Source organism: Candidatus Andeanibacterium sp., from assembly GCF_057143545.1.
This window is the reverse complement of record NZ_DBNHSF010000114.1, coordinates 20,663-36,611: the sequence shown is the minus strand read 5'-3', so window position 1 is coordinate 36,611 and position 15,949 is coordinate 20,663. Positions and strand designations below refer to the sequence as shown.

General features: G+C 64.6%; 15 protein-coding genes and 1 pseudogene. 6 read left to right on the top strand and 10 right to left on the bottom strand.

Going from position 1 to position 15,949, the window contains the following annotated elements:
* From AC16XC_RS07355 to AC16XC_RS07335, 5 genes are all read right to left on the bottom strand, one after another.
* The coding region (locus AC16XC_RS07355; protein ID WP_484034001.1) for a DUF445 domain-containing protein at window positions 1–895 on the bottom strand (895 nt) is incomplete at its 3' end.
* 76 nt (window positions 896–971) lie between these two features.
* Window positions 972–4,163, bottom strand: a complete 3,192-nt coding sequence (locus AC16XC_RS07350) for an efflux RND transporter permease subunit (RefSeq protein WP_484033997.1) — start codon at window positions 4,161–4,163, stop codon at window positions 972–974.
* An 11-nt stretch (window positions 4,164–4,174) separates the two neighbouring features.
* Window positions 4,175–5,374: an efflux RND transporter periplasmic adaptor subunit gene (locus AC16XC_RS07345; protein ID WP_484033996.1), complete on the bottom strand. Its 1,200-nt coding sequence runs from the start codon at window positions 5,372–5,374 to the stop codon at window positions 4,175–4,177.
* 229 nt (window positions 5,375–5,603) lie between these two features.
* Window positions 5,604–5,903 (bottom strand): CtrA inhibitor SciP, encoded by a 300-nt coding sequence (gene sciP, locus AC16XC_RS07340; RefSeq protein ID WP_484033995.1) that lies wholly within the window; start codon window positions 5,901–5,903, stop codon window positions 5,604–5,606.
* Complete coding sequence (locus tag AC16XC_RS07335; protein WP_484033994.1) at window positions 5,903–6,232, bottom strand: hypothetical protein; 330 nt, start codon at window positions 6,230–6,232, stop codon at window positions 5,903–5,905. Before AC16XC_RS07335 ends, sciP begins: the two co-directional genes overlap by 1 nt.
* A gap of 104 nt (window positions 6,233–6,336) precedes the next feature.
* Between AC16XC_RS07335 and mnmA the strand changes: the two are divergent.
* Window positions 6,337–7,487: pseudogene (mnmA, locus tag AC16XC_RS07330) on the top strand (tRNA 2-thiouridine(34) synthase MnmA).
* A 3-nt stretch (window positions 7,488–7,490) separates the two neighbouring features.
* Here mnmA and AC16XC_RS07325 read toward each other — a convergent pair.
* A complete protein-coding gene (locus AC16XC_RS07325; RefSeq protein ID WP_484033993.1) occupies window positions 7,491–7,763 on the bottom strand; it encodes a hypothetical protein in 273 nt (90 codons plus the stop codon).
* Window positions 7,764–7,925: 162 nt separating this feature from the next.
* On the opposite strand from AC16XC_RS07325, the gene AC16XC_RS07320 reads away from it, so the two are divergent.
* A complete protein-coding gene (locus AC16XC_RS07320) occupies window positions 7,926–9,017 on the top strand; it encodes a serine hydrolase domain-containing protein (protein ID WP_484034000.1) in 1,092 nt (363 codons plus the stop codon).
* On the opposite strand, the gene AC16XC_RS07315 is transcribed toward AC16XC_RS07320, so the two are convergent.
* Both AC16XC_RS07315 and pdxH read right to left on the bottom strand, forming a co-directional pair.
* Window positions 9,002–9,961, bottom strand: coding sequence for a cation diffusion facilitator family transporter (locus tag AC16XC_RS07315; RefSeq protein ID WP_484033992.1), 960 nt, complete (start codon window positions 9,959–9,961; stop codon window positions 9,002–9,004). The genes AC16XC_RS07320 and AC16XC_RS07315 overlap by 16 nt on opposite strands.
* On the bottom strand, window positions 9,958–10,560 hold the full coding sequence (gene pdxH, locus AC16XC_RS07310; protein ID WP_484033999.1) for a pyridoxamine 5'-phosphate oxidase: 603 nt from the start codon (window positions 10,558–10,560) through the stop codon (window positions 9,958–9,960). The genes AC16XC_RS07315 and pdxH overlap by 4 nt, the downstream gene beginning before the upstream one ends.
* Before the next feature lie 173 nt (window positions 10,561–10,733).
* Here pdxH and AC16XC_RS07305 point away from each other — a divergent pair, with 173 nt between their 5' ends.
* Genes AC16XC_RS07305 through AC16XC_RS07290 form a run of 4 tightly spaced genes read left to right on the top strand, consistent with a single transcriptional unit; the run spans window position 10,734 to window position 13,974 of the window.
* Complete coding sequence (locus AC16XC_RS07305) at window positions 10,734–11,711, top strand: DnaJ C-terminal domain-containing protein (protein WP_484033991.1); 978 nt, start codon at window positions 10,734–10,736, stop codon at window positions 11,709–11,711.
* The gene (locus tag AC16XC_RS07300) at window positions 11,711–12,712 is read left to right on the top strand and encodes a YihY/virulence factor BrkB family protein (RefSeq protein ID WP_484033990.1); all 1,002 of its coding nucleotides are present in this window, start codon (window positions 11,711–11,713) and stop codon (window positions 12,710–12,712) included. The genes AC16XC_RS07305 and AC16XC_RS07300 overlap by 1 nt, the downstream gene beginning before the upstream one ends.
* Window positions 12,709–13,512: an enoyl-ACP reductase FabI gene (gene fabI / locus AC16XC_RS07295; protein WP_484033989.1), complete on the top strand. Its 804-nt coding sequence runs from the start codon at window positions 12,709–12,711 to the stop codon at window positions 13,510–13,512. The genes AC16XC_RS07300 and fabI overlap by 4 nt, the downstream gene beginning before the upstream one ends.
* 60 nt (window positions 13,513–13,572) lie before the next feature.
* Window positions 13,573–13,974, top strand: coding sequence for a GFA family protein (locus AC16XC_RS07290; protein WP_484033988.1), 402 nt, complete (start codon window positions 13,573–13,575; stop codon window positions 13,972–13,974).
* A gap of 22 nt (window positions 13,975–13,996) precedes the next feature.
* On the opposite strand, the gene wecB is transcribed toward AC16XC_RS07290, so the two are convergent.
* Window positions 13,997–15,097, bottom strand: a complete 1,101-nt coding sequence (gene wecB, locus AC16XC_RS07285; protein WP_484033987.1) for a non-hydrolyzing UDP-N-acetylglucosamine 2-epimerase — start codon at window positions 15,095–15,097, stop codon at window positions 13,997–13,999.
* 168 nt (window positions 15,098–15,265) lie between these two features.
* Window positions 15,266–15,886, bottom strand: a complete 621-nt coding sequence (locus AC16XC_RS07280) for a hypothetical protein (RefSeq protein ID WP_484033986.1) — start codon at window positions 15,884–15,886, stop codon at window positions 15,266–15,268.
* Window positions 15,887–15,949: the final 63 nt, after the last annotated feature.

Below are 15,949 nucleotides of genomic sequence, written 5' to 3'. Positions count from 1 at the left end.
GGGCGGATTCGATCAGCGACAGGCGCAGCCGTTCCCACACGCCGAGCCACCATTCGCCCAGCGCGGGATTGTCGATCAGCTCGTTCTTGATGCGCTCGACCTTGGCCCGCATTTCGGGATCGTGCTGGAGGTCGCGGGCCAGCTGCTCGAGGCCTTCCTCGACCTTCAGGCGCAGCGGATGCTGGGGATCGACGATACATTCGGCGATCAGCTTGTAGAGCCCGTCGAGTACGGAATTGGCAAGGCGCTCGTCTAGCCCGGTCAGCCGCAGCAGGGCATTGGCGCGCTTGGCGATCATTTGTCGGACGAGTTCCTCGTTGGCTTCGAGCGTGATTCCCGTCCAGCGCAGAATCGCATCGAGCAGCGGCAGGTGCCGCTTGTCGGCGATCGCCGCTTCGAGCATCCGGCCCAGGAGAGGCGAGATTTCTAGTTTGCCGAGCTGCCCGGCAAGGCCGGCTTTCACCTGCCCGCCGAGCCGCTCGGGATCGAGCGATTCGAGCAGTTCGGCGAGCAGCTCGGCCGCCCCGGCCTTGAGCCGCGACTCCTTCTCCATGCCCGCGCTGGCGAGGAAGTTCCCCGCAGCCAAAGCCACGTTCATGTTGCGCATGCGCCGCGCGACAACCGCCGGAGTGAGGAAATTCGCGCGCAGGAACTGCGCCATCGTGTCGGCGATCCGGTCCTTGTTCTCGGGGATGATCGCGGTGTGCGGTATCGGCAGGCCGAGCGGTCTGCGGAACAGCGCGGTGACCGCGAACCAGTCCGCCAGTCCGCCGACCATCGCCGCCTCGGTAAAGGCGAGCACATAGCCAGTCGCCGTCCCGCTCCCGCCATATTGCCGGACAAGGAAATAGAACGCCGCCATGAACACGAGCAGGCCGGTCGCGAACAGGCGCATGGTGCGCGCACGATCTACCGGGGGCGCGACCACCGGAGGCGCCGTGACTTGCTCCACCGTCACGGCGAGCCTGTTCCTATTCCGCGGGATGGGCCTCCGGCCGCGCGCGATGGCGGCCGCCATGTTCGTCGCCGGGTTCGTAGGTCAGGATGAGCTTGCGCAGCCACGGACCCAGCCGTTTCTCGAACCCGTCTGCCAGGCTGAACCCCGCCGGGACGATCAGCAGGGTCAGGAATGTCGAGAGAATCAGCCCGCCGATCACGGTAGTTCCCATCGGTGAGCGCCAGGCAGCATCGCCCGAGACCGACAACGCCGTCGGCACCATGCCGGCCGACATTGCCATCGTGGTCATGACGATCGGCTGGGCGCGCTTGTGCCCGGCCTCGACGATTGCCTCGAGCTTGTCCTTGCCCTTGTCCATCTCGTCCAGCGCGAAGTCGATCAGCAGGATCGAATTCTTGGCGACGATCCCGAGCAGCATCAACAACCCGATATAGACCGCGATCGAGATCGGCTGGCCGATCAGGGCGAGCGCGATCAACCCGCCGAGCGGGGCCAGCAGCAGCGAGGTCATGTTGACCAGCGGCGAGACGAAGCGCCGGTAAAGCAGCACCAGCACGCCGAACACCAAGAGGATGCCGCTGATCACGGCGATGATGAAATTCGTGATGAGTTCCTGCTGCCATTTGTCGTCGCCCACTGGCGCATTGGAAACGCCCGCGGGAAGGTTCTGCATGATCGGAAGCTTGTTGATCGCATCGGTGACCGGCCCCTTGAGCGCGCCTTCGCCGAGATCGGCCCCGACGAAGATCCGGCGCGACTGGTTGTAGCGCTGGATCTGGGTCGGGCCGGCGCCGAACTTGATTTCCGCAACCCGCTTCAGCGGCACCGACCCGCCACTGGAGGTCGGCACCGGCAGGTTCTCGATCGTCGAGATGTCCTGGCGCGAGGTCTTGGGCAGCATCACGCGGATCGGGATCTGGCGATCCGAGAGCGAGAATTTCGCCGCGCTCTGGTCGATCTCGCCGATCGTCGCGATGCGGATCGTCTGGCTCAATGCCGCGGTCGTGACGCCGAGCTGGGCGGCCAGATCGAGCCGCGGGACGATCAGGAGCTCGGGCCGCTGGATGTCGGCCGCAATGCGCGGGGCAACCACCCCGTCGACTCCGGACATCTGCTCGACCAGGGTCTGGGCCGTCGATTTGAGCAATTCGGGATCGGACCCGGTCAACATCACGGAAATGTCCCGCCCGGTCCCGCCGCCGCCCGATTGCGAGGCGAAGGTCACCCGCGCATCGGCGACATTCTGGAATTCCTGGGCGAGGCGCCGTTCGAATTCGATGCTGGTCGCATCGCGCTCGTCCTTAAGCATCACGAACAGCGTCGCCCCGCCTTCGCGGACGCGTTCCATCACCAGCCTGACTTCGGGCTGTTCGTTGAGCAATGCCGCGACCTTGTCGGAGACGGCTTCGGACTGTTCGATCGTCGTCCCGGGGACCATTTCGATATTGACCCGGCTCGAATCCGAATCGGTCAGCGGCTGGAATTGCTGGGGCAGGAAGTAGAGCAAGCCGACGGTAATCAGGAGCGAGAACACGCCGATCCCGAAGCACCACATGCGGTGATCGAGGAATGACGAAAAGAAGCGCGCACCGAGGCTGACCCGGCCATCCATCCCGCGCCGCTGGTCGCGATAATGTTCCGCGTCGCTGGTATCGAGCGACCAGTTGAGGATCTTCAGATACCGGTCCATCAACCAGCCCTCGCCGTGCGGGGCGTGGCCCTTGGCATGGAGGAAATAGGCCGCGATCATCGGCGTGATCATGCGCGCGACAAGCAGGCTCATCAGCACCGCCACCACGACGGTTAGGCCAAAATTCTTGAAGAACTGCCCGGAAATGCCCGGCATCAGGCCGACCGGCAGGAACACCGCCACGATCGAGAAGGTCGTCGCCACCACTGGCAGGCCGATTTCGTCGGCCGCGTCGATCGACGCCTGGTAGGCGGTCTTGCCCATTCGCATATGTCTGACGATATTCTCGATCTCGACGATCGCATCGTCGACCAGCACGCCGGCGACGAGGCTCAGCGCGAGCAACGACAATTCGTTGAGCGTGAACCCCATGAGATCCATGAACCAGAAGGACGGGATCGCCGAGAGCGGGATCGCGATCGCGCTGATGATCGTCGCCCGCCAGTCGCGCAGGAACAGGAACACCACCACGATCGCCAGCACGGCGCCTTCGATCATTGCCTCCATCGAGGTTTCGTACTGGTCCTTGGTGTATTCGACCGAGGTGTAGATCTGGGTGAAATGGACGCTCGGGTTCTGTTCCTGAAGCTCGTCGATCGCCGCCAGCGCCTGGTCGTATACGGTGACGTCCGAATAGCCCTTGGCGCGCTCGAGGCTGAAGGTAACGACCTGTTGCCCCCGGATCTTGGCGATCGAGCTCTGTTCGGAGAAGCCGTCATAGACCTCGGCGACATCGGCCAGCTTGACCGAACGCCCGCCCGACAGGTTGATATTGGTCTGGCCCAGCGCATAGGCATCCTGCGCATTGCCGAGCACGCGCACCGATTGCCGCGATCCGGCAATCTCGGCCTGCCCGCCCGCCGCATCGGTGTTGACCTGCCGCAGGGTCTGGTTGATCTGGCTGGCGGTGACGCCGAGCGATTGCATCCGCGCCGGATCGAGCACCACCCGGATTTCGCGATCGACCCCGCCGGCGCGGCCGACCGAAGCCATGCCCTCGATCGCCAGCAACCGGCGCGAGACCGTGTCGTCGACGAACCAGCTGAGCTGCTCCATCGTCATGTCGTCGGCGCGCACGGCAAAATAGCCGATCGGGCCGTTGCCGCCGATTTCTTCCTTTGAAACGCGCGGCTCGAGGATCCCGTCGGGCAGGTCGCCGCGGATCTGGTCGACCGCGTTCTTGACCTCGTTCACCGCGTCGTTGGCGTCGGTGCCGATCGCGAACTGGACGAAGGTCTGGCTGCCGCCCTCGCGGGCTGACGACTGGATTTCGTCGACCCCGTTGATCGAGCGCACCGCCGCTTCGACCTTCTGGGTGATCTGGGTCTCGATCTCGGTCGGCGCGGCGCCCGGCTGGCTGATGAACACATTGACGCCCGGGAAATCGATGTCCGGGCTGCTGTTGACGTCCATCTGGATGAACGCGACCACGCCGGCCAGCGTCAGGCCGATAAACATCACGATCGGAACGATCGGATTGCGGATCGACCAGGCGGAAAGATTGCGCAGGTTCATTACGTCGCTACCTATTCGGCCCGGGCTTCCATCTGCGGCCGGATCAAATCGCCCGGCTCGAGGAACCCGCCGGCGCGCATCACCACTTGCTCGGAGCCGTCGAGGCCCGAAACAACCGCGATCCCTTCGGTAGTGACGGCCCCGGTTTCGACGCTGCGCCGTGCGACCCGCTTGTCGGGCCCGACGATGTAGACATAGCTGCCCTCGTCATCCGACAGGATGGCCGATTCGGGCAGCATCGGCGCGCTGATCGTGCCGCTGTTGATCGTCGCGGTCGCGAACCCGCCGGGCCGCAGTTCGGGCGCATAGTCGAGCGCTATTCGCGCGATGCCCTGGCGATCTTGCAAATTGATTGTCGGCGAGATCTGCCAGACTTGCCCGACAAACGACTTGTTCGAACCGACTATGGCCACTTCGGCGCGCGAGCCGACGGTCAGCGAAGCGAGTTCGACCTCGCCGACTTCGGCAAGCAGTTCCATCTGGCCGTCCTTGGCGATGCTGAACAATGCCCCGGAACCGGGGCTGACTACCTGACCGGGCTCGACATTGCGCTCGAGCACCAGGCCTGCGGCGGGCGCGACGATATTGAGCTGGGCGTTGCGGGCGGTCCGCTCGGCATATTGCGCCTCGGCGACCCTTACCCGCGCGACCGCGGCGTCGCGGTTGGCGGTCAGCCGGTCGACATCCGCCTGAGAGATGAACCCGCGATCGATCAACTGCATCGCGCGATCGAGATTCGCCTGGGCCAGTTCCGCATCTGCCTTGGCCACTTCGATATTGGCTGCGGAACTCGCCTGCTGCTGCGTCTGGACCGAACGGTCGATCACCGCAAGGATCTGTCCGGCGCGGACCCATTGGCCAGCCTCGACCGGGACCGAGAGTACCCGGCCGCCTTCGCCGACCACGCCGACCGGCATTTCCCGGCGGGCCGCGAGCGAACCGGTAGCGGTAATGGTTCCTTCGATCGTCGCATTCCCCGGAACCGAAACAGTCACGGTCGGGGCCTGTTCGACATCGCTTTCCCCGGCGGCCTCGCCCGCGCCCGAGGTCATGAACTGCATCGCGATCAACAGCGCGACGACCACCACAATGATCGCAAGGCCGAGCATCAGCAGGCGGCGCCTACGCCCGTCCGGGGCGACACCGTCAAGCCGGACACCGTTAACGAAGGCGGGTCTGTTGCTGGAATCCACAGTCGTCTCGTAATTCATATCGGCAAGATTCCCCGAAATCCCGAGGTCTGGAGGGGTGTATTATAGTAATAAAGCACCAAGCACAAGGATATGGCACCGGCCCGTCCTTAGACCCGCCCCGGAGGCAAGACAATGACAAGCTCTGCGGGCGTCCGACGCGTTCCGACGAAGGGCTGGGCGAAACCAGGGTTCAAAATGCAGAAGAGGGCCGGAATCCCGGCCCTCAGTCCGTTACGCGGTCACAAGGTCAGTATTTGAGCTGGCGCTCGTAGAGGTCGCGATAATGCTGGATCCGAGTCACTCGCAGGCCCTGCATGCCCGAGCGATCGACCGCACGCTGCCAGGAAGCGAATTCCTCCAGCGTCAGCCCGTATCGATCGAGTACGTCGTCGATGGTGAGCAGCCCGCCGTTCACGGCGGCGACCACTTCGGCCTTGCGGCGCACGACCCAGCGCTTGGTGTCCGGCGGCGGCAAGTCGTCAACCGTCAAGGGCTCGCCAAGCGGGCCGATCACCTTCGCAGGACGGATTTTCTGGTTCTCGATCATTACCTTCCCCGATCGCCGGTCGCCGAAACGCTGTCGCCGCCGCTCTCATTGACTTGGCCCGCTTTGCTTTCGCTTAAAGCAAAGGAGTTAATTCCTCGTTGTCCATGTCCAAGACCGGCCAGGTGGGCCGCCGAGGACTGATCGAAACTCCCTTTCCCGCCAGCCGAATGTTCCCGCATGAGCTTGCGAAATTCACGGGTCGCCCCAAAGCGGGCGACGAGCTCGCTCCAGCCGAGCTGACGCAGGCCGTCGACGCCGAATTCGCTCCCGGCGTGGACCGGCCGTGGGCCGGGCTGGAGGATTTTCCCTTCGAACATGACGACGCTCATAGACCCTACTTGGTCAAAAACCTGTAAAGCCGTGGTTTACGGAGTGTTAGGGTTGAGCCGCATTGTTTTTGCGGTCTTTCGCGCTCCCGTGTATGGGCCGCGCCATGCCTGTTCTTTCCGAAATCCAGCCGGGGCTCGACCCTGCGGCCCTGTTCGACCTGCCCCGCCCGGCGCGCGAATGCCGGATTGTGGTGGCGATGTCGGGGGGAGTCGATTCCTCGGTCGTCGCTGCACTCGCGGCGGCAAGCGGGGCGGAGGTGATCGGGATCACCCTCCAGCTCTACGATTACGGAGCGGCCACCGGGCGCAAGGGCGCCTGCTGCGCGGGCGACGATATCCGCGATGCGCGGCAGGTCGCCGACCGGCTCGGCATTGCGCATTACGTGTTCGATCACGAGAGCAGCTTCCGCGAGGAAGTCGTCGAACAGTTTGCCTTCGAGTACCTCGCCGGGCGGACACCCGTCCCCTGCATCCGCTGCAACATGGGACCCAAATTCACCGACCTCCTGCGCATGGCGAAGGAGCTGGGGGCGGATTGCCTGGCAACCGGCCATTACGTGCGGCGGATCCCCGGACCGGCGGGGCCGGAATTGCACCGCGCGCTCGATCCGGCGCGCGACCAGTCCTATTTCCTGTTCGGGACGACCGAGCAGCAACTCGACTTCCTGCGCTTTCCACTGGGCGGATTGCCCAAGGACCAGGTGCGCGATCTTGCCGCCCGGGCGGGATTGTCGGTGGCAGCCAAGCCTGACAGCCAGGACATCTGCTTCGTCCCCGATGGCGACTATGCCAGGATCGTCAAGCAGCTGCGGCCCGAAGGCATCCGGCCCGGCGCTATCGTCCATGCCGCAACCGGCGAGGAGCTTGGCCGCCACGAGGGCGTGATCCATTTCACCGTCGGCCAGCGGCGCGGGCTCGAGATCGGCGGACAGCCCGAACCGCTCTACGTTATCGCGCTCGATGCCGAACGGGCGGAGGTCCGGGTCGGCCCCAAGCACATGCTGGCGACGTCTGCAGCGCGAATCGTCGGGACCAACCGGATCGGGCCGCTGCCCGATTCCCCGCTAAGCGCCAAGGTCCGCTCGCTCGGCCGGTCCCGGTCACGCTCGATGGCTCGCCCGGCACTGGGGCCGAAGTGACATTGCGCTTTGCCGAGCCCGAATTCGGCGTCGCCCCGGGTCAGGCAGCGGTGATCTATGCCGGCGACCGGGTCGTCGGCGGGGGATGGATAGCTGCTACGGCGAGCGCGGCCTGAACCTCACTCGCCCCACGGTTCGAGCACACAGCCGGGGCCTTCACGATAGGTTGCCGTCTGACTGACGAGATAAAGCACGCTGGCGGTGACGCTCTTGTCCCCTTCATCTTCGGAGAGCGAGACCAGTTCCATCCCGGGTTCGAAGTCTTTCCTGCAATCTTCAAGATCGCGCCCGCCGACATAGCGGCACGAGCAGGCTACCCGCGCGCCATAGGAGGTGCCCGCGACCGCCTGGTCCACCAGCGCGCCCCCGAAGAACCATCCCGCTGCGACCAACGCTACGACAAGCGCGAGCAAGGGCCTGAACCACTTTACTCGGCGCGTGATTCGCCGTCCTGTCTTGGCTGTTGCCATCCCGCCCCGCTTGGCCGATTGAGGCGCCCCATGCGCCGCGGCCTTCCGATCGTTTCATGTGCCATGTTGCCAGCCTTGTTGGCAATGACGGCGTGCGGGGCGGAGCAGGCTCCGAACCTGAGCCCCGACAGTCCCGCGCCCCTTTCGGTCGCGGCGATGGATGCGATCGCAGCGGCGCCCGGAGTTGACCGCGAAGAGCTTGCCCGGCGGGTCGACGCGCACTTCACCAGGACCGACCTTGGCGAGACCCGGGCGGTGATCGTGATGCATGACGGCCAGATCGCCGCGGAACGTTATGGCGCAGGCTATGACGAGGGAACCCGCTTCGTCAGCTGGTCGATGGCCAAGACCGTCACCGCGGTCATGATCGGCATCCTGGTCGCCGACGGCAAGCTCGAGCTCGACGAGACGCCGCCGATACCCAACTGGCACCGCGCCGGAGACCCGCGCGGCGAAATAACCCTGCGCCAGCTGCTGCAGATGCGATCGGGATTGCGGCATACCGAGACCAGCGATCCGGCCTACGCGGCCGACACGGTGAAGATGCTGTTCCTCGAAGGTCGCGACGATATGGCGGCGTGGGCCGAAGCCCAGCCGCTCGAAGCCGAGCCGGGCCGCAAATTCGAATATTCGACCGCGACCACGGTAATCCTGGCCGATATCGCCGCGCGCGCGCTGACCGACAGTCGCGACCCCGACGCGCGACGCGAAGCCGTCGCCAGCTTCCTCGAGACCAGGCTGTTCGCACCGCTGGGGATGCATTCGATGGTCCCCGAATATGACGCCGCAGGAACCCTGATCGGCGGGAGCCTGATCCACGGCACCGCCCGCGATTGGGCGCGCTTCGGCGAATTCCTGCGCCGGCGCGGCGCCGTCGATGGCGTGCAGCTGGTCCCGACGGGCTGGATCGACTTCATGACCACCCCAAGCCCGCGCGCGCCCGATTATGGCGGGCAGACCTGGCTCAACCGGCCATCGGGTGCGGATCGCGACGCGCTGTTCGCACGGCGCGGGCCAGCGAGCCTGTTCGGGGCAGTCGGGCATCTCGGGCAATATGTCCTCGTTTCTCCCGAACAGCGGCTGACCATCGTCAGGCTTGGCAAGACCGATGACGCGATCAGGCCCGCCGTGCTCGACGCCCTGGCGGATGTCGTCGAGCTTTATCCCCGGCCCTGATCGCCGCCTGCCGCGTCCGGCGAATCGGGCAACAATTCCTCGGCCGCTCGCCCATGTTCGTCGACCAGGCCCACGGGATCCGGATGGATCAACACTTCGACCCCGGGGAACTCCCGTTCGATCCGCTCCTCTATTTCATCCATCACCCGGTGCGCCTCGGCCACGGTCATCGACGGATCGACCGAGGCATGAAACTGCACGAAATCGTGCGCTCCGCTGGTGCGGGTACGCAAATCGTGAACCCCGCGCAAATCTGGATGCTGCGCCAGCACCGCCAGGAATGCCTCGCGCCTTTCGTCCGGCCATTCGCGGTCCATCAGATGATCGATCGCGTCCGAAGATGCCCGCCAGGCACCGATCGCCAGCCACGCGGCAATCGCCAGCCCGAACAGCGGATCGGCCATCCCAAAGCCGAGATACTGGTCGAGCACCAGGGCCGCGATCACTCCCGAATTGAGATACAGATCCGACTTGTAGTGGAGGTGATCGGTCTGGATCGCCACCGAACCCGTCAGCCGGATCACGCGCCTTTGCCACGCCAACAATGCGAGCGTCGCGACGATCGCGATAAGCGAAACGGCGATCCCCTGTCCGGCGGCTTCGGTCCGGGTGCCGGCCAGCAATTGCTGCACCGAACGAAAGGCAAGGCCGATTGCGGAGACGGCGATCAGCACGATCTGGAACATCGCCGCCAGCGCCTCCGCCTTGCCATGGCCGAAGCGGTGGTCTTCGTCCGCCGGCATCGCGGCGATCCACACACCAAGCAGCGTCGCCAGGCTGGCGACCAGGTCGAGCGCCGTATCGGCGAGGCTGCCGAGCATGGCGGTAGAGCCGGTCTGCCATGTTGCCCATAATTTGAGCCCTACGAGCAGCAACGCCACGCTGATCGAGGCGAAGGCGGCGCTGTGGGTCAACCGCGCCCGTTCGATTGCCGGATCGCTCACGGGTATAGCAATGTGCTCGCCCAGTCATCGCCCTCGCGGGTGAAACGGCGGCGCTCGTGCAACCGGAAATCGCGACTGATCCAAAATTCGATCGCCAGCGGGGAAAGCCGGAAGCCCGTCCAGTGCGGCGGCCGGGGAATGTCGCCTTGCGGATATCGTTCCTCCAGCGCAGCGACCCGTGCGAGATAGGTCGAGCGCGCATCGAGCGGGCGCGACTGGTCCGATGCCGCCGATCCGACCTGGGATATACGCGGACGGCTGTGGAAGTAATTGTCCGCCATTTCGGCGGAGACTTCTTTGAGCGGCCCTTCGATCCGGACCTGGCGGCGCAGGCTTTTCCAGTGGAACAGCAACGCGGCCCTGGGATTGGCGCGAATTTCCTCGCCCTTGCGGCTCTCGGCATTGGTGTAGAAGACAAACCCGTCGGGTCCGTGCCCCTTGAGCAGCACCATCCGCACCGACGGCGCGCCTTCGGGTGTTGCGGTTGCCAACGCCATGGCGTTGGGATCGTTGGGCTCGCTCGCAAGCGCTTCGGCAAACCATTCATCGAACAGGGCGAACGGATCCGTGTCGGGAATTGCGTTCTGCGCGGCTTGCATGTCCTGTTCCTGCGAAGTTGACACAGTCACACATCCTTGGGCTCTATCTCCGCCCCGTGCGGAGAGCGAAATACCCGGTTTCCGACCAACCGCCCTAATGCGTCGCGTCCGTGTAGGAAAGGACATGACGCATTTCGTTGCATTGGCTCAATGCATTACCTAGCTAACACACCATGGCCGATCCCTATTCGACATTGGGTGTAGCGCGCGGCGCAAGCGAGAAGGACATCAAGTCCGCATATCGCAAGCTGGCCAAGGAGCTGCATCCGGACCGCAACAAGGACAATCCCAAGGCGGCGGAGCGGTTCTCCGACGTCACCAAGGCCTATGACCTGCTGTCCGACAAGGACAAGCGTGCGAAGTTCGACCGCGGCGAGATCGATGCCGATGGCAATCCGGCCCATCCTTTTGGCGGCGGATTCGGCGGAGGAGGTTTTCGCAGCGGCGGCTTCCGCAGTTCGGGCGCTGGAGCGGGCGGCAGGCAATATTCGCCCGAAGACTTTGAAGGTTTCGGAGCCGACGGAATCGACCTGGGCGATATCTTCGACGGGCTGTTCGGCGGCGGCAGGGCAGGGTCGTCGAGCTTCGGCGGAGCCGGAGCGCGAGCCGGGCAAAGCCGCCCGCCGCCCCGCCGCGGGGCCAATGTCCAGTACCGGCTCAGGGTCCCGTTCATCGATGCCGCGACCGGCAAGGACCAGCGCATCACGCTTGCCGACGGCAAGACCATCGACCTCAAGCTCCCGGCCGGGGTCGAAGACGGCACTCAGATGCGCCTCAAGGGCAAGGGCGAGCAGGGCCCCGGTGGCCAGGGCGACGGTCTGGTCACGATTTCGATCGATTCGCATCCCTGGTTCCGGCGCGACGGCCAGGATGTCAGGCTCGACCTGCCGGTCTCGCTCGACGAGGCGGTCAATGGCGCCAAGATCAAGGTCCCGACGGTCGATGGCCCGGTCATGCTCAATGTCGCGCCGGGCAGCAGCACGGGCAAAGTGCTGAGGCTGAAGGGCAAGGGCTTCCAGACGAAAGGCGGCGGGCGCGGCGACCAGCTGGTGACATTGGAGATCGAGATTCCGGAGAAGGACGAGGATCTGGCAAGGCGCCTCGAAGGGTGGCGTGACACGCGCGATTTGCGCGCTAAGTTCGGTCTTTGATGGACCGATCCGGCAATTCTTCCCGGGGCTTTTCGTACGGAAAGCCGGTTGCCGACCTTTCGCCCGAGGCGCGCCGGCGCGCAGCCGAGAGCCATCTCGATAACGAGGCCGGCCGCTCCGCCCGACTGGCACGAAGGCACTGGCGGGTTATCGAGATCGTCCGCCGGGTGGCGGTGGGCACATGGAATGACGGCTTCATCCATGCCGGCAACCTGGCCTATATGTCGCTGCTCGCGATCTTCCCCTTCCTGATCCTCGGTGCGCTGACCGTCACGGCCTTCGGCGACGAGGCCGACAGGCTGGCGGCCGTGATCGCGGTCGAGCGGACCTTGCCGCCGAGCGTCGGCGGAGTGATCGGCAGTGCGGCGCGCGATGCAATCGAAGCGCGCGGCGGCTTGCTCCTGTGGGTCGGCCTGATTGCCCTGTGGACTGTCAGCAGCCTGATCGAGACGATCCGGGATATCCTGCGGCGCGCCTATGGCACGCAGCATACGATGAGCTTCCTGTGGCACCGGCTGCTGTCGACCGGGATGGTGGTGTTCGCGATGGTGGTGCTGATCCTGGCCTTGCTGGTCCAGGTGATGATCGGCGCGGTCGAGGAGGCGGTGGACGCCTGGGCGCCGCAGCTGGCATATGTGCTGCACAGCCTGGCCTATTCGCGGATCCTTCCGGCGCTGGTGGTATTCCTTGCGATCTATGCCCTGTTCCAGGCGCTCACGCCGGTAAAGTACCGCTCCCGGCGCTACCCCAAATGGCCCGGGGCACTGACGGTTACCTTGTGGTCGGTGCTGGTGACACTGGCCTTTCCGCCGGCCCTGCGCTCGATGTTCGCCTATTCGATGACCTATGGCAGCATTGCCGGGATCATGATCACGCTTTTCTTTTTCTACCTCATCGGCTTAGGAGTCGTCGTGGGAGCTGAACTCAACGCCGCGCTGGCCCGGACTCCGGAAGAGGCGCGCGAAGTGGACGCAACGGACGAGGAGGAAGCTGCTCGATGAGCGGTCTGATGCAGGGGAAACGCGGTCTCATCATGGGCCTCGCGAACGACAAGTCGCTCGCTTGGGGGATCGCCAGCAAGCTCGGGGAAGCAGGGGCGCAGCTGGCCTTTTCCTACCAGGGCGAGGCGCTCGAGAAACGCGTGCGCCCGCTGGCGGCAAGCCTGGGTTCCGATTTCCTGTTCGAATGCGACGTGTCGGACATGGATGCGCTCGACCGCGCATTCGCCAAATTGCAGGAGCGCTGGGCGACGATCGATTTCGTCCTCCATGCGATCGGCTTTTCCGACAAGAACGAACTGCGGGGCAAGTTCGTCGATACCAGCCTCGACAATTTCCTGATGACGATGAACATCTCGGCCTATTCCTTCGTCGCGGTCGCCCGGCGCGCGGCGCAGATGATGCCCAATGGCGGCTCACTGGTGACGCTTACCTATTACGGCGCGGAGAAGGTAATCCCGCATTACAATGTCATGGGGGTGGCCAAGGCCGCGCTCGAAACCAGCGTCAAATACCTCGCCAACGACCTCGGGCCGGACAATATCAGGGTCAACGCGATTTCCGCCGGGCCGATCAAGACCCTCGCCGCAAGCGGGATCGGCGATTTCCGCTACATCCTCAAATGGAACGAGCTCAATTCGCCGCTCAGGCGCAACGTCACGATCGAGGATGTCGGCGGCGCCGGGCTCTATTTGTTATCCGATCTTTCGTCGGGCGTTACCGGCGAGGTCCACCATGTCGATTCGGGCTATCATACGGTCGGCATGAAACAGGTCGACGCGCCCGATATCTCGACCGTGTAGGCAAGCTTTTACCGAATCCATGTTCGTGCTATGTTCTTCCCGAATCGAGGGAGAACGGCAATGGGTTTGACCGGCGGATGCCAGTGCGGTGCGGTGAGATACGAAGTCGAAGGGGAGGCCGTGCATCACGCCCTCTGCCACTGTGCGGACTGCCGGGCCTCCGCGGGTGCGCCGGCCGTCGCCTGGATCGCGTTTCCCGCCGCGGGCTTCAAACTGACGAAGGGTGTAGCGAAGGCTTACAACAGCTCCGGCGCGTCGATCCGGCATTTCTGCGCCAATTGCGGGACTGGCCTCTATTTCCTCAACGAGCAGTTCCTGCCCGGCATCGTCGATATCCAGTCGGCCACGCTCGACGATGCGAACGATCACTCGCCAGGCGCTCATGTGCAGACGGCCGAGCGGCTGGGTTATATGGCAAGGCTTGCCGACCTGCCGGAATTCGAACGCTTCCCTGGCATGTAATGCCGGCATCCTGGATGAAGGCTCACCTGGCCGCAGCCAGCAATTCGACGATCCGCCCGGCGCTGTTCCCGTCACCATAGGGATTATGCGCCCGCGCCATCGCCGCATAGGCGGCATCATCGTCGAGCAGCCGGGTGGCTTCCGCGACGATCCGGGCGGTGTCGGTGCCGACCAGTCGCGCCGTTCCAGCCTCGATCCCTTCGGGGCGTTCGGTCGTCTCGCGCATTACCAGCACCGGCTTGCCGAGCGACGGTGCCTCTTCCTGGACCCCGCCGCTATCGGTCAGCATGAAATGCGAGATCGCCATCAGCCGCGCGAATTCGGGATAATCGAGCGGGTCGGTGAGGGCAACGCGGTCCAGCCCGGCGAGCTCGGCTTCCATCACCTGGCGGACATTGGGATTGGGGTGGAGCGGGTAGATCACTGCGACATCGTCGCGTCGGACAAGTTCACGGATCGCGGCGGCGATCGCCTGCATCCCCGCGCCGAATTTCTCGCGCCGGTGGCAGGTCACACCAATGATCCTCCTGGTCGCGAAGCGCAGTTCGAGCCCGGAAATTTCGCCCACGAGCTTCGGCTCGGATGCGCTCCTGCCAAGGATCCATTGCAGCGCGTCGATCCCGGTATTGCCAGTGACATGGATCGTCGAGGGATCGACATTCTCCGCACGCAGCGCCGCCGCCGCTTGCTCGGTCGGGGCGAAATGCAGGTCGGCGATCGTGGCAATGATCCTGCGGTTGACCTCCTCCGGCCAGGGGTGATGGATATTGCCGCTGCGCAGCCCCGCTTCGACATGGGCGACCGGAAGCTTGCGGTAATGGGCCGCCAGCGCGGCGGCCATCGCGGTGGAGGTATCTCCTTGCACTACCACCCGGTCCGGCTTTTCGCTGTCAAGCACGCGCCCGATGCCTTCCAGGAGCCTTGCGGTCAGCGCGTCAAGCGACTGGCCGGGCTGCATCAGGTCGAGGTCGTGGTCGGGCGAAATCCCGGAAATCCTGAGAACCTGATCGAGCATGTCACGGTGCTGCCCGGTGACACAGACTTGTGAAGCGAACCGCCCATCCCGCTCCAGCGCGCGAACGAGCGGGAACAGCTTGATCGCCTCGGGGCGGGTGCCGAGCACTGTCAGTATCTTTCGAATGCCCCCCAAGCAGCCCCCCTAAAGCGATTTCGAACCGGATGGAATCATCTGGCGACCAGGAAATCGCGGCAAGACAAGATCATGGAGCGTCGGCTCTGATGCAATCAAGGTCGATACCGCTCCAGCAGCAGGAAATCGACCTGACGGATCCTACTGCTCGCCGGAGCCCTCGCCGCTTTCGTCGCTGCCTTCGCCCCCTTCGAGCAAGGTCGGCAGCACGGTCGCTTCGCCCGGCACGCGCGCATCGCGTTCGGCTTCGAGGCGCGCCTCGTATTCGCGTTCGATCTCCTCGACCCGCGCCTGCTCCGCTGCCGCCTCCGCGTCGATGGTCGAGAGCCGTTCGCTCCGCGCTTCCTCGATCAGTTGCGCGGCGCGCACCGCCTGGCTCCCGCGCCGCTGTTCATAGGCCTGGTCGATCAGCTGCTGGGTGCAGCCGGTCCAGCCGCCATAGCCGGTGGGAGAACAGGACAGGGTGCCGAAATCGCCAACCGTCTCGAAGCTCTTGATCCGTTCGGTCCAGGCTTCGTTGGCCGGGTCGGAGCTTTCGCGCAAATTGGGTGGAATGCGGTAACGCTCGCTTTCATCGAGCCGCGGACAGACCACGATCTCGCCGCCGACCGATTGCGGGCAGGCGTCGTCGCCATATACGATCACGATGTTCACATCGTCGAAATTGGCGTCGGCGTTCTCATCCTGGGCCAAGGCGGAAGTTGCGACCGCCATCACGGCGAGCGGCGCGAGCGCAATTCCAAGGGATCGGGGCAGGTTCATTCAGTCTCTCCGGCGGGCCAAGTGCCCAAATGGTCAGGCGACATCCCTATAGGACCTCTCTGG